This is a genomic window from Rhodococcus sp. EPR-147 (genome assembly GCF_001647185.1).
Classification (GTDB): domain Bacteria; phylum Actinomycetota; class Actinomycetes; order Mycobacteriales; family Mycobacteriaceae; genus Rhodococcoides.
Map to the genome: position 1 here is coordinate 13,744 of NZ_LVCU01000544.1, position 13,480 is coordinate 27,223.

Here is a 13,480-nt window from a genome sequence, read left to right on the forward strand (position 1 = left end):
TCGAATACAGGCCCCTACCGGACTACCGTTGCGCGCATGGCCGCACAGCGCGCGAACAACAACCGCGCATCCGCACCGGAGTACGACGACCTCGAGGGATTCGGCGTTGCAGTTGTCCGAGAGGAAGGCAAGTGGACTGTCACGCCGCTGTCCGACGACGCATTGACCAGCCTGTCGGCGGCAGAGACCGAACTGCGTGAACTTCGCAGCTCGGGAGCTGTGTTCGGGCTGCTCGACGTCGACGAGGAATTCTTCGTCATCCTGCGTCCCGCACCGAACGGCACCCGACTCCTGCTGTCCGACGCGGTCGCCGCAGTGGACTACGAAATCGCCGCGGACGTGCTCGATGCGCTGAACATCGAGATTCCCGACGTCGACCCCGATGAACTCGACGACATCGAGCCCTACGAGGAAGGCGACCTCGCCCTGCTGGCGGACCTCGGACTGCCCGAAGCCGTGCTCGGCATCATCGTCGCCGAGACCGACGACTATCCGGACGAGCAACTGCAGTCCATCGCCGAACGACTGGGTTTCGAAAGCGAGTTCGCCGCAGCGGTGGACAAGCTTCGGCGGTAACCGATGCCGATGTCCGACGCGGACATGATCCGAGCAGCGCTGTCTGCTGCGGCCGAGGCATCGGATGCCGACGTCCCCGTCGGAGCCGTCGTGTTCGACGCCACCGGACGTGAGATAGCCCGGGCCTGCAATGCGCGGGAGGCGTCGGGCGACCCCACCGGACATGCAGAAGTGATCGCGTTGCGTCGAGCAGCGGCCGTCCACGGTGACGGTTGGCGACTCGAAGGCTGCACCCTGGCCGTCACGTTGGAACCCTGCACGATGTGCGCCGGGGCGCTGGTCCTCGCCCGCGTCGGAGCGGTGGTGTTCGGAGCATGGGAGCCGAAGACCGGTGCTGTCGGTTCGCTCTGGGACGTCGTGCGCGATCGCCGACTCACCCATCGGCCACAGGTCCGCGGCGGTGTATTGGAAGCCGAATGCGCCGAAGTGTTGACCCGATTCTTCGCCCGTAAGAGATAACGATCTCGTCACATGGTGGCCTGCATGTCCGATTTTGTGGAGGGTAGAGGGCAGAGCGCAACGCTGCGCTCCGAACTTGCGAAGGAGACACTCATGGGACTCGGCGACAAGATCTCGAACAAGACCGAAGACCTCGGCGGCAAGGCCAAGGAAGCCGCAGGTTCGGCCACCGGAGACAAGGACCTCGAAGCAGAGGGCAAGGGCGACCAGACCTCGGCCGCATTCAAAGACGGTGCCGAGAAAGTCAAGGACGCAGCCTCGAACATCAAGGACAAGCTCACCGGCAACTAGATCTGCGCGCTGAGCAGGCGATTTAGCCTCAGGCCGTCATTCCGGTACAGTCTTCTGCGGTGGCGTGTCCGAGCGGCCTAAGGAGCACGCCTCGAAAGCGTGTGAGGGTTCACCCCCTCCGAGGGTTCAAATCCCTCCGCCACCGCCAAGAACTCCCCACCCGATCCGTCGGGTGGGGAGTTTTTTGTGCGCCGGGGCGGGGTTCGTCGCAGATGCGCGCGCATTCGTCGGACGCGTTCGGATTCGTTATCGATCCGGGGTCTATTTCGCGCGCACTTGGCGAACGCGCGCGCGTTTGCGGGATCACGGGGGTGGGTGCGGGATTCACCGGGGCGGGGCGGGGCGGGGCGCGGGAGGGGGAGCGGGGCAGAACCGAACCCCGCGCGACTCAGACGCTCAGCATTGTCCCGTCCCCGCGGCGTCGAGTCCCCGCAGAATTTCGTTCTGATCGCCGGGCGGGACGTCGTTCCAGCTGGGCGCGGTGGTCATTTCGGTGCGCAGACCCTCGACGGAGGCGGCGCGATCGGAGATTCCGGTCTGCTCCAGCGCATCGATGGACGGCAGAAACTGGGTACAGGTCTGCTGGTAGAGCGCTTCACCGGTGACGCCGGAGGTCGCGTCGGTCGGAGCTGCGGGCTCGGCAGCAGGCGGTACCTCGGAAACAGGCGCAGGAGCGGGCGCAGGCGCAGGTGATTCGACCGTGGTGCTGGTCGGGACCGTGGTGGAGGCGACAGCAGACGTGGTCGTAGCAGGGGCGGATGTGCTCGACGCTTCCTCGGTCGACGCATCGTTGCCGCATCCGGCCACCGAGACGGCCACGATCAGCCCGAGCAATCCGGTCGCGATTTTTCCGTTCATCGCAACTGTGTACCACCTACGGCAGAACCACCGACGTCAAAGCAGGGTCTGCGCACGTCCGGTGATGGTGCTCAGCGCCGTCGACCAGGCGAGGTCTTTCGGGTCGAGGAACGCTCCGTGTCCGGCTCCGGGCAGAACGACGAGCTCGGGGTCGGTGCTGCCCGCCTTCACGGCAGCGTCGACGTAGACCCGGCTCTGATTCACCGAGACGGTTTGGTCGGCGTCACCGTGCAGTGCGGTCAGCGGCACGTCGAGCGGGAGGTATTCGATGGGCGAGGCGATCTCGTAGCGCCCGGGCACTTCGTTGGGCATGCCGCCGAGGAAGGCGGGCACAAATTTGTCACCGCCGATGTCGGCCGCTCTCTTCATGTCGAAGACGCCGGCCATGATGGTGGCGCTGCGGGGTCTGATCTTCGGTTCGGCCCCCGGCGCGTCGACGGGCATGAGGTGTCGAGCGGCCACCCAAGCGGCGAGTTGGCCACCGGCCGAATGTCCGGCGACGTGGACGCGATCGAGATCGAGTCGCCCGTCGGCTGCGTCCTGTACGACGGTTGCCAGTGCCTCGGTGGCGTCGTCGACGTCGGAGAGGGTGTTGGCCCAGTTGTTCGGGCCACGTCGGTATTCGACGTTCCACACGGCGATGCCCTCGTCGGCGATGGCCGTCGACATCTGTTGGAAGTACGACAGGTCGAGGTCTTCCTGCCACCCGCCGCCGTGAATCATCACCACCACCGGCAGTGAGGTGGCGTTGTTGTCGGGTAGGTACAGGTCGCCGATGTTGTCCTGTTCGTATCCGTACTTCAGTCGGACGGGATCTCCCGCCGGGCCCGATACCGGTTGCAGCGCAGCCGAATACGTTTCGGCGGTGCTCGGTGAAGAGTCGGTGTCGACCGAACTGCAGCCGACCAACGCGACCGTCAGCAGGCCGGAGAGAAAATGGCGACGATTCACGCGCGCTGCGCCGTCCAGTCGAGCAGTTCCGCGAGCGGCCAGGTGTTGATCACACGCTCGGCGGGGACGCCACGCGCTTCGGCACGGATGCAGCCGTAGCCCTGCCAGTCGAGCTGTCCGGGTGCGTGCGCGTCGGTGTCGATGGAGAACAGGCAGTCGCGCTCGAGGGCGATGTCGATCAATCGCTCCGGAGGATCCTGGCGCTCGGGCCTGGCGTTGATCTCCACCGCGGTGCCGAACTGGCGGCAGCCCTCGAACACCACGGGAGCGTCGAACGTCGATTCGGGCCTGGTGCCGCGGCCACCCTCGACGAGCCGTCCGGTGCAGTGACCGAGCACGTCGACATGCGGGTTGGTGATGGCGGTGACCATGCGCTTGGTCATGGTCTTGGAGTCGGCACGCAAGTTGGAATGCACGCTCGCCACGACCACGTCCAGCTCGGCGAGCAGGCCTTCGTCCTGGTCGAGTGATCCGTCGTCGAGAATGTCCACTTCGATTCCGGTGAGGATTCGGAACGGTGCGAGCCGCTCGTTCAGCTCGGCGATGACGTCGAGCTGTGCGCGCAGGCGCTCGGCGGTGAGGCCGTTGGCGACCTTGAGGCGCGGGGAATGGTCGGTGAGAGCGCAGTATTCGTGGCCGAGCCGCGCGGCGGTGCGCATCATTTCCTCGATGGGGCTGCCGCCGTCGGACCAATTGGAATGGGTGTGCAGATCGCCCTTCAATGCGCTGCGAAGTTCGTTGTCGCCGATCGGTTCTGCGGCGTCTCGTTGTTCGCGGAGGTAGTCCGGGACGTCCTGGTTGAGAGCCTGGCGAATGATCAGCGAGGTCTTGGCTCCGATACCGGCCAGCGAGGACCAGCTGTCGGCCTTCTCGTGCTCGGATCGCTGTGCGGGCGTGAGGGATTCGACGACATCGGCGGCCCGACGGTAGGCCTTGACGCGGTGGGTGTCCGAGCGTGAGCGCTCGAGCCAGTACCCGATCTCTCGGAGTGCGTCCACCGGATCCATGCGTTCCATTGTGCCTGGCGGTACCGACACGCGTTCACGGGGTAAACGGACAAAACTCTCAGGGAGTTACCAGGTCGCTCACTCCCCATAGGCTTGAAGCTGCAACTACCATCGGCAGTCATGACCAAGAAATGGTGGATCGTCGGAGTGGTTGTTGTCGTCGTGGCGGCGCTCGGGCTGTACTTCGGCCCCAAGATCTATGCGTCGCTCCAGGAAGACGACGCACCGGCAGCATCGGTGTCCACCTCGGGCGCGCAGGCCGCCAGTACCGAGAGCATCGATGGACGGTGGATCGTCACCCCAGGTGACGCTGCCAACGCCACCGCCGCGGGCTATACCGTCGACGAACTGCTCAACGGGTCCGATGTCACTGTGGTCGGGTCGACGACCGAGGTCTCGGGCAACGTCGTCATCGCCGACGACACCCTGACCGAGGGACAGGTGGTCGTGATGACCAACTCGATCACCACCGACAGCGATCGTCGGGACAGTCAGTTCCGCGGCAACATCTTCGACACCGCCGCCTACCCGACGGCGACGTTCGACATCGACTCGCCGATCGACCTGTCCTCCCTGCCCAAGGACGGCACCACCCAAACCGTCACCGCCGAGGGCACATTGACGCTCAAGGACCAGACGCGTCCGGTCTCGGTGCAGATGGAGGTGCTGCAGTCCGGTGACACGCTCATCGCGTCGGGCGCAATTCCGACCACGTGGGCCGATTACGGCATCGAACCGCCGTCGCTCGGCTTCGTCACCGTGGAGGGCTCGGGAACCGTCGACTTCCTGATCAATCTGAGTCAGCAGTAGCGCGTTCTCTCGCGGCCGCAGGCGTCCATCCCGGCGGCCCGACGAGATATCCGACGCGTTCCTTCCATGACCGCGATGCCGCGACATCCCGTGCGATGTTGCGGTATTCGTGTGTCTGGAGGGTCCAGATGTTGAACGTGTCCACTGGCTTGGTGAGGCCGTAGTTTGGGCGCTCGACTTCCTCGGCGTAGGTGCCGAACAGTCGGTCCCAGACGATGAGGATGCCGCCGTAGTTCTTGTCGAGATACTGAGGATCGCGGCCGTGATGGACGCGATGGTGCGAGGGCGTGTTGAAGACGAACTCGAACGGCCGCGGCAACCGGTCGATGCGCTCTGTGTGGACCCAGAATTGATAGACGAGGTTGATCGAGAAGCCGACGAACACCATCCACGGCGGCATTCCCAGCAGTGGGAGCGGTAGCCACATGATGACCTCGCCGCTGTTGTTCCATTTCTGTCGCAGCGCCGCCGCGAAGTTGAAGTACTCGCTCGAATGATGAGCCTGATGCGTCGCCCAGATCAGTCGGGTCCGATGCGCGATGCGGTGATAGCCGTAGAACAGCAGGTCGACGCCCAGGATCAGGATCACCCACGTGTACCAGGCGTCGGCCGGGAGATGCCACGGCGCAACGTAGACGTAGATGGCGGTGTAGCCGACGAGGGCGAGCGCCTTCCATGCCGTGGTGGTCGCGATCGACACCAGGCCCATGCTCAGGCTGGCGCGCGCATCCCTGGCGGAGTAGCTGCCGCGAGACCCGTCTTCTAGCTTCGCGGCGGCAATCCACTCGATGGCCAGCAGCAGCGCGAACGCGGGAATGGCCAGCGCGACGGGGTCGCGCAGCGGTTCGGGCAGTGCATTCCACGCCGAACCGATCCAGTCGCTCATCGAACCTCCCGCGTGACAGTGAGAGGTTGAGTGTAACGCTGCCTGCCCTACTTTCCTACGGCTCGTACCGTGGAGGGCGCACGCATCGGTCGAGGGAGCGGAGTCGGACATGTTGCAGAAGATCGCGTCCACGGTCGGGCAGGTGGGCGAGTCCGTGTTGAGTGTCGTCGGCATTCGGGTCGGTACCGAGGAACCGCCGCACACGAGCCGTCGACTGACCGATGCGGTGGAGATCCGTCGTTACTCACCACGCATCGCGGCGCAGACCACGGTCGACGCCGATGAGGACGAGGCACGCCAGGAAGGTTTCCGTCGGCTCGCCGGGTACATATTCGGTGGAAACGGGGGCAAGCAGAGGGTTGCCATGACCGCTCCCGTCAGTCAGTCGCCCGCAGGCTCGAAGAAGATCGCGATGACTGCCCCCGTGTCGAGCACGCCCGGCAGCGACGGCTGGGTCGTCCGGTTCTTCATGCCGGCCGAGTGGACGATGGACACGCTGCCCACGCCCGACGACGACCGGGTGACATTGGTGGAGGTCCCAGCGGAGACGGTGGCCGTGCTGCGTTTCAGCGGTGGCCGCAGCCGGGACGACGTCGAACCGCAGATGGCCGCGTTGACCGAAGCGCTGCGTGCACACGGCATCGAGATGCTCGGTGAGCCGATGACCTGGTTCTACGATCCTCCGTGGACCTTGCCGCCGCTGCGTCGCAACGAGGTGGTCGTGGCGATACCGGACGGTTCCTGACGCGTCGGGGCATTCCGGCAACTGCTCGCTAATTCCCTATTGCAATGGTAGGAATTGAGCGTGCACATCACGGCCAAGGCGGACTACGCAGTTCGGACGCTCGTCGAACTCGCGGCGGTCGGCGGGCAGCGGCCCGCGAAGGCCGAGGCGCTGGCCCTGGCGCAGGGAATTCCGCACAAGTTTCTCGAATCGGTGCTCTCCGATCTGCGTCGAGCAGATCTGGTGTGCAGTAGACGGGGACCCGACGGCGGCTACTGGCTGGCGCGGGAGGCGTCGGACATTTCTGTTGCCGACGTGATGAGGGCCGTGGAGGGACCGCTGGCGTCGGTGCGCGGTCTGCGGCCCGAGGATGCGGAGTACTCCGGTCCGGCCGAGCCGCTCACCCGCGTGTGGCTCGCCGTACGCGCCAATCTGCGGGCGGTGCTCGAGGCGGTCTCGCTGGCGGACATCGTCGAGAACGACTTGCCGGACTTCGTGGGGGAACTCATCAGCGAGCCGACCGCATGGGCTCGTCGATGATGTGAGTCACATCCGATCTTCGGTGTGGCGCGATCGACAAAATTGCACATCACTGCAAACTTGCAGAACAGTGCAAGTTCCGTAGGTTGGTAGTCGTGACTTCTCCGACGGGCCTTCGTGATCTGAAGAAGGCCGCAACCCGCGACGCACTCGGCATGGCCGCCGTGCGTCTGGGCAAGGAGCACGGCATCGACGCGGTCACCGCCGACGCCATCGCGCACGAAGCGGGAGTCTCCACCCGTACGTTCCACAACTACTTCTCCAACAAAGAAGAAGCAGTTCTCCATCACATCGAGGTGTCTGCCCTCGAATGGTTCGAGCTCCTGCGCGCCAGGCCGGCGACCGAACCGATCTGGGACTCGTTGCGGCACATCGCAATCGACCTCGTCGCGGACCCCGGCCGGGATCTGGACGACACTTTTGCGGCAGCGCGGCTGATCGAAGCCAACCCCGCCCTGATGGCCCGCAAGCTCGAGATGCACCAATCGCTGACCCGCAAGCTCGGCGAAGCCATCGCCGAGCGAACCGGCACCGATATCGACACCGATCTCTACCCCAACCTGCTCCAGATGGCCGTCGGTGGTGCCGTCACTGCAGCACTGAACATCTGGGTCACCGACTCCGCAGGCGCATCGACGCCGAGGGCGCTCATCGAGGACGCCTTCGACCAACTCCGCGCGGGCCTACCCGAGCCCAAGGGTCGTTCCGCAGGCTCCACTCCCGAACCCCACCCCCACTCGTCCGAACACAACCGAGGAGCTTGACAGTGGCCACCTATCTCTACCGAATCGGAAGATTCGCGTACCGACGCAAGGGCATGGTCCTCGGACTGTGGCTGGCGATTCTGGTTCTCGCCGGGGTGGGCGCAGCGACGCTGTCCGGCCCGACGGTCAACTCGTTCTCCATCCCGGGAACGCCCGCCCAGGCCGCACTGGACCTGCAGGAGGAGCGCTTCGGCAACGCCGAGGATCCGCTCACCGCGGTCAGTGCCGAGTACGTGTTCCAGGCACCCGACGGGCAGACGCTGGACACCCCGCAGTACACCTCGGCCATCGATGCCAGCATCGCCGAAATCGAGAAGATCGACGCGGCCAAGCCTGCGGAAGGCGCTCCGGCACTGGCCAACCCGGTCGCGGCCAACCAGTCGATCATCGAGCGGTACACCGAAGCGGCAACGGAAGCAGGCACCCCGGCCGATCAGGTGGCCGCCGACGCCGCTGCCACGTCTCCGCTGAGCCCCAACGGCAACGTCGGCACGGTCACCGTGCCGATCAACGTCGAACTCGCCGACGTCACCGATGAGATCCGCACCCAGCTCGACGAGGCCGCGCAGCCCGCCCGTGACGCCGGCCTGACGGTTCTGCTCGGCGGTACCGTCGCGCAGGAGAACGTCTCGCCCGGTGGAACGTCCGAACTCGTCGGTCTCGCAGTCGCCGCCGTGGTGCTGCTCATCATGTTCGGCTCCGCCGCGGCCGCCAGCCTGCCGCTCATCACGGCCATCGTCGGCATCGGCATCTCGAGTCTGGCGATCACCACGGCGTCCGGTTTCGCCGACCTGTCGTCGTTCACACCGGTTCTCGCCATCATGATCGGCTTGGCCGTCGCCATCGACTACTCGCTGTTCATCCTCGCCCGCTATCGACACGAGTTGACGCTCACCGACGACCGCGAGGAAGCCGTCGGGCGGTCCGTGGGAACCGCAGGCTCGGCCGTCGTGTTCGCCGGCGCGACCGTGCTCATCGCCCTCGTCGCGCTGCGCGTCGTCGGCATTCCGTTCCTGTCCCAGATGGGTGCGGCTGCCGGTTTCGCGGTGTTCATCGCGGTCCTGATCGCACTGACGTTCCTGCCGGCCATGCTCGGTCTCTACAAGGGCAAGGCCTTCGCGGGCAAGGTCAAGTTCGTCAACACCACCGATCCCGAGGACCCGAACGCCAAGGCCACCAACGGACTGCGTTGGGCGCGGTTCCTGGTCAAGAGGCCCGCGCTGGGTCTCATCGGCGGCATCGTTCTCCTCGGCGTCATCGCAGGCCCGACCACAGGACTGTCGTTGGCACTGCCGTCCACCGCCACCGCCGACCCGTCGACGCCCGCACGTCAGGCCTACGACATCGTCGACGAGGGCTTCGGGCCGGGACGCAACGGACCGTTGCTGGTCATCGCCGACGCATCCGGCGTTGCCGAGGCCGACCGGACTGCCTCGTTCGGCAAGGTCGTCGAGACCATCACCGGTCAGTCCGACGTCACCAACGCGCAGATCATCGCCGTCAACCCGGCCGGTGACACCGCTCAGATCCTCGTCACCCCGTCTTCCTCGCCCAACAGCGAGCAGACCAAGGACCTGGTGGCCAACATCCGCAACGCCGAACCGGGCGTGCAGGCCAGCGACGGCGTCTCGTACGGCGTCACCGGCCAGACGGCGCTCGAACTCGACGTCTCCGAACGACTGCAGGACGCGTTGATCCCGTACCTGGCAGTGGTGGTCGGCCTGGCGTTCGTGCTGCTGATGCTCGTGTTCCGCTCGATCCTGGTGCCGCTGACCGCGACACTCGGCTTCCTGCTCAGCGTGCTCGCGACGTTCGGTGCCACGGTGTTCATCTTCCAAGAGGGCGGGCTCGGCCTGATCTCCAACCCGCAGCCGATCGTCAGCTTCATGCCGATCTTCCTCATCGGTGTGGTGTTCGGCCTGGCGATGGACTACCAGGTGTTCCTCGTCTCGCGGATGCGTGAGGAGTTCGTCCACGGAGCCGCCGCCAAGGACGCCGTCGTCAACGGCTTCAAGTACGGCGCACGCGTGGTCACCTCGGCTGCAGTCATCATGATTTCGGTGTTCGCCGCCTTCATCGCCGAGCCGGACTCGTTCATCAAGTCCATCGGATTCGCGCTCGCCGCAGCCGTGTTCTTCGACGCCTTCGTCGTGCGCATGGTGCTGATCCCGTCGGTGATGGCGCTGATGGGCGACAAGGCCTGGTGGCTGCCGAAGTGGCTGGACAAGATCCTGCCCAACGTCGACATCGAAGGTGCCAAGCTGAAGACGGCCCCGGAGAAGAGCGCGTAGTACTTGCGTCGCGGCTGAGGCCGAAGATTACCCGTAATACTCGAACGGAGAGACTGTTATCCATGTGTACGAGTAATCTTCGGTCATCATGCTGATCCCCCTGCTGCGCACGTATCTGGCTCCGTACAAGATGCCGATCGTCGCGTTGATTCTGCTGCAACTGGTCGCCACGCTGGCGGCCCTGTTCCTGCCCAGTCTCAACGCCGACATCATCGACAAGGGCGTCACCACCGGCGACACCGGCTACATCCTCTCGGCCGGCGGAGTCATGTTGCTGGTCTCGGCAGTGCAGATCATCAGCTCGGTGGCCGCGGTGTTCATCGGTGCGCGCGCGGCCATGGGTGTCGGACGCGACCTGCGCGGTGCCATCCTGCATCGCGTCGGCACGTTCTCCGCCCGTGAGGTCGGCCAGTTCGGAGCGCCGTCGCTGATCACCCGCAACACCAACGACGTTCAGCAGGTGCAGCTGGTGATCGTCATGGGGTTCACCATCGTGGTGATGGCACCGATCATGTGCGTCGGCGGCATCGTGATGTCGCTGCGCGAGGATCTCGGGTTGTCGTGGATCCTGATGATCGCGGTGCCGGGGCTCGCGATCTCCATGGGCCTGATCATCGTCAAAATGGTCCCCGCGTTCCGCTCGATGCAGAAGCGTATCGACGCCGTCAATCGTGTCCTGCGCGAGCAGATCACCGGAATTCGCGTGGTGCGAGCCTTCGTTCGCGAGGATTTCGAGATCGACCGTTTCGGGTCGGCCAACGCCGCGCTCACCGATACCGCCCTGCGCGTCGGTCGGCTCATGGCACTGATGTTCCCGACGGTCATGCTCATCAGCAACGTCACCAGCGTTGCCGTCATCTGGTTCGGTGGCCACGCGATCGACGACGGCACGATGCAGATCGGTTCTCTCACAGCACTTCTGAGCTACATCATGCTCATTCTCATGTCGGTGATGATGGCCTCCTTCATCGCGATGATGGTTCCCCGCGCGTCGGTGTGTGCCGATCGCATCAGTGAGGTACTGGCCACCGAATCCTCGGTCGTGTTGCCGGACAAGCCCAAGACTTTCGCATCCTCGCCGGGAACGGTCGAGCTCGTGAACGCCGAATTCTCTTTCCCCGGTGCCGAATATCCGGTGCTGTGCGGAGTGAACCTGCGGGCCGAGGCCGGCAAGGTCACCGCCATCATCGGCGGCACCGGCTCGGGAAAGTCCACCCTCGTCAACCTGATTCCGCGACTCATCGACGTCACCGGCGGTGAGGTACGCGTCGGCGGCGTCGACATCCGCGAACTCGATCTGGATCTGCTGCGCTCCGAGATAGGTCTGATCCCGCAGAAGCCGTATCTGTTCTCGGGCACCATCGCGAGCAACCTGCGCTACGGCAAGTCCGACGCCACCGACGCGGAACTGTGGGAGGCTCTCGAGATCGCCCAGGGTGCCGACTTCGTTCGGGCCATGCCGGAGGGATTGGACACTCCCGTCGCGCAGGGTGGTACGACGGTCTCCGGCGGTCAGCGGCAACGCCTGGCCATCGCCCGCGCGCTCGTCCGCAAACCCAGCATCTATCTGTTCGACGACTCGTTCTCCGCACTCGACCTCACCACCGACGCCAATTTGCGCGCGGCTCTGAAGGCAGTGACGAGAGATGCATGCATGATCGTTGTCGCGCAGCGCGTCTCGACCATCATCGACGCCGATCAGATACTCGTACTCGACGACGGAAAGCCGGTAGGTGTGGGTACCCACGACCAATTGATGGCCGATTGCCCCACCTACGCCGAGATCGTCGACTCGCAGCACGCAGTGGGTGCACTGTGACCGCGCAGGTGGAGAAGACGGAAGAGGAAGAGATCGCCCCCGTCTCCAAGACTGTGAAGCCGGGAACCAAGGCCCGCAACTTCAAAGGTTCGTTCAAGCGTCTGGTGGGCCTGCTCGCTCCCGAGCGACTGCTCCTGTCGGTGATGCTGTTGTTCGGTATCGCCAGCACCGTGCTGACCGTCGCGGCACCCAGCGTCCTCGGACACGCGACGGACCTCATCTTCAACGGCGTCGTCGGCCGCGAGCTCGATCCGGGTCAGACCCGAGATCAGGCCATCGACCAGCTCCGGGCGGAGGGGAACGACTCCGTCGCAGATCTGGTGTCCGGGACGAACCTGACCCCAGGAGCCGGAATCGACTTCGGTGCAGTGGGAACCGTGCTGCTGTGGGTCCTGGTTCTGTATGTGCTCTCTGCGGTGCTGGCCTGGGCGCAGGGATACATCCTCAACATCGCGCTGCAGCGTCGAATCCTGTTGCTGCGCGGCAGCGTCGAAGCGAAGGTGCATCGACTGCCGCTCAAGTACTTCGACAACCATGCTCGCGGCGAGACACTGAGCCGCGTCACCAACGACATCGACAACGTCTCCACCAGCCTGCAGCAGACGCTCAGTCAGTTGATCACCGGCATTCTCACCGTGCTGGGCATCCTCGGCGTCATGATCTGGATCTCGCCGTTGCTGGCTCTCGTTGCGGTGCTGACCATTCCGGCGTCGTTCGCGGTGACCGCCGTCATCGCCAAGCGTTCACAACCGCACTTCGTCGCGCAGTGGAAGCACACCGGCAAATTGAACGCGCAGATCGAAGAGACGTACACGGGCCACGAGATCGTCAAGGCCTTCGGTCGTCAGGCCGAGGTGGAGCGCGAGTTCGGCGAGCGCAACGAGAAGTTGTTCCAGTCGAGCTTTCGGGCGCAGTTCATCTCCGGCATGATCATGCCCGTCATCATGTTCCTCGGGAACATCAACTACGTGGTCATCGCCGTGGTCGGCGGGCTGCGGGTCGCGTCGGGCACGCTCACGCTCGGTGAGGTGCAGGCGTTCATCCAGTACTCGCGTCAGTTCACGCAACCGCTCACGCAGGTGGGTTCGATGGTGAACCTGGTGCAGTCGGGTGTCGCGTCGGCCGAGCGCATCTTCGAGGTCCTCGACGCCGAGGAAGAAGACGCCGACCCGGCCGATGCGGTGCGGCCCACCGAGCGCCGAGGACGCGTCGAATTCGAGGACGTCTCGTTCGGCTACTCTCCCGACCGCCCGCTCATCGAGAACCTCTCGCTGGTGGCCGATCCCGGACATCTGGTCGCGATCGTCGGACCGACCGGCGCGGGCAAGACCACCCTGGTGAACCTCATCATGCGGTTCTACGAGATCGATTCCGGCCGAATCACCCTCGACGGCGTCGACACCCGCAAGATGACCCGTGAGGAACTGCGCGCTCGCACCGGAATGGTGCTGCAGGACACCTGGCTGTTCGGCGGAACCATTCGCGACAACATCGCCTACGGCGA

14 protein-coding genes and 1 tRNA gene are annotated in these 13,480 nt (G+C 64.9%); 11 read left to right on the forward strand and 4 right to left on the reverse strand.

Annotated features, from left to right (window positions below; all coding sequences use genetic code 11):
* Window positions 1-36: 36 nt before the first annotated feature.
* The 4 genes from A2J02_RS24095 (at window position 37) to A2J02_RS24110 (ending at window position 1,474) form a co-directional block, all read left to right on the forward strand.
* Complete coding sequence (locus A2J02_RS24095; RefSeq protein WP_068054716.1) at window positions 37-576, forward strand: tRNA adenosine deaminase-associated protein; 540 nt, start codon at window positions 37-39, stop codon at window positions 574-576.
* A gap of 9 nt (window positions 577-585) precedes the next feature.
* Window positions 586-1,035: a nucleoside deaminase gene (locus A2J02_RS24100; protein ID WP_068054663.1), complete on the forward strand. Its 450-nt coding sequence runs from the start codon at window positions 586-588 to the stop codon at window positions 1,033-1,035.
* A gap of 93 nt (window positions 1,036-1,128) precedes the next feature.
* Complete coding sequence (locus A2J02_RS24105; RefSeq protein WP_032380656.1) at window positions 1,129-1,326, forward strand: CsbD family protein; 198 nt, start codon at window positions 1,129-1,131, stop codon at window positions 1,324-1,326.
* A gap of 58 nt (window positions 1,327-1,384) precedes the next feature.
* A tRNA-Ser gene (locus A2J02_RS24110) sits at window positions 1,385-1,474 on the forward strand.
* Between the two features lie 248 nt (window positions 1,475-1,722).
* On the opposite strand, the gene A2J02_RS24115 is transcribed toward A2J02_RS24110, so the two are convergent.
* The 3 genes from A2J02_RS24115 to A2J02_RS24125 are packed head-to-tail and all read right to left on the reverse strand — an operon-like array spanning window position 1,723 to window position 4,142.
* Window positions 1,723-2,184 carry a hypothetical protein gene (locus tag A2J02_RS24115; RefSeq protein ID WP_068054665.1) on the reverse strand — a complete coding sequence of 154 codons (462 nt, stop codon included), beginning with the start codon at window positions 2,182-2,184 and terminating at the stop codon, window positions 1,723-1,725.
* Window positions 2,185-2,220: 36 nt separating this feature from the next.
* On the reverse strand, window positions 2,221-3,135 hold the full coding sequence (locus A2J02_RS24120; protein ID WP_068054668.1) for an alpha/beta hydrolase family protein: 915 nt from the start codon (window positions 3,133-3,135) through the stop codon (window positions 2,221-2,223).
* Window positions 3,132-4,142, reverse strand: coding sequence for a PHP domain-containing protein (locus A2J02_RS24125; protein ID WP_068054719.1), 1,011 nt, complete (start codon window positions 4,140-4,142; stop codon window positions 3,132-3,134). The genes A2J02_RS24120 and A2J02_RS24125 overlap by 4 nt, the downstream gene beginning before the upstream one ends.
* A gap of 120 nt (window positions 4,143-4,262) precedes the next feature.
* On the opposite strand from A2J02_RS24125, the gene A2J02_RS24130 reads away from it, so the two are divergent.
* Window positions 4,263-4,952: a YceI family protein gene (locus A2J02_RS24130; protein WP_068054670.1), complete on the forward strand. Its 690-nt coding sequence runs from the start codon at window positions 4,263-4,265 to the stop codon at window positions 4,950-4,952.
* Here the strand turns inward: A2J02_RS24130 and A2J02_RS24135 are convergent.
* Window positions 4,933-5,838 (reverse strand): sterol desaturase family protein, encoded by a 906-nt coding sequence (locus tag A2J02_RS24135; protein ID WP_068054672.1) that lies wholly within the window; start codon window positions 5,836-5,838, stop codon window positions 4,933-4,935. The genes A2J02_RS24130 and A2J02_RS24135 overlap by 20 nt on opposite strands.
* Before the next feature lie 109 nt (window positions 5,839-5,947).
* Between A2J02_RS24135 and A2J02_RS24140 the strand changes: the two genes are divergently transcribed.
* The 6 genes from A2J02_RS24140 to A2J02_RS24165 all read left to right on the forward strand — a co-directional run.
* On the forward strand, window positions 5,948-6,583 hold the full coding sequence (locus A2J02_RS24140) for an SOUL family heme-binding protein (protein ID WP_068054675.1): 636 nt from the start codon (window positions 5,948-5,950) through the stop codon (window positions 6,581-6,583).
* Window positions 6,584-6,643: 60 nt separating this feature from the next.
* The gene (locus A2J02_RS24145; RefSeq protein WP_068054679.1) at window positions 6,644-7,102 is read left to right on the forward strand and encodes an RrF2 family transcriptional regulator; all 459 of its coding nucleotides are present in this window, start codon (window positions 6,644-6,646) and stop codon (window positions 7,100-7,102) included.
* Window positions 7,103-7,188: 86 nt separating this feature from the next.
* Window positions 7,189-7,866 carry a TetR/AcrR family transcriptional regulator gene (locus A2J02_RS24150; protein WP_068054682.1) on the forward strand — a complete coding sequence of 226 codons (678 nt, stop codon included), beginning with the start codon at window positions 7,189-7,191 and terminating at the stop codon, window positions 7,864-7,866.
* Between the two features lie 2 nt (window positions 7,867-7,868).
* A complete protein-coding gene (locus A2J02_RS24155) occupies window positions 7,869-10,157 on the forward strand; it encodes an MMPL family transporter (RefSeq protein WP_068054685.1) in 2,289 nt (762 codons plus the stop codon).
* An 88-nt stretch (window positions 10,158-10,245) separates the two neighbouring features.
* Window positions 10,246-11,976 (forward strand): ABC transporter ATP-binding protein, encoded by a 1,731-nt coding sequence (locus A2J02_RS24160; protein WP_068054689.1) that lies wholly within the window; start codon window positions 10,246-10,248, stop codon window positions 11,974-11,976.
* A gap of 8 nt (window positions 11,977-11,984) precedes the next feature.
* On the forward strand, window positions 11,985-13,480 hold a 1,496-nt coding region (locus A2J02_RS24165; protein ID WP_231911503.1), incomplete at its 3' end, for an ABC transporter ATP-binding protein.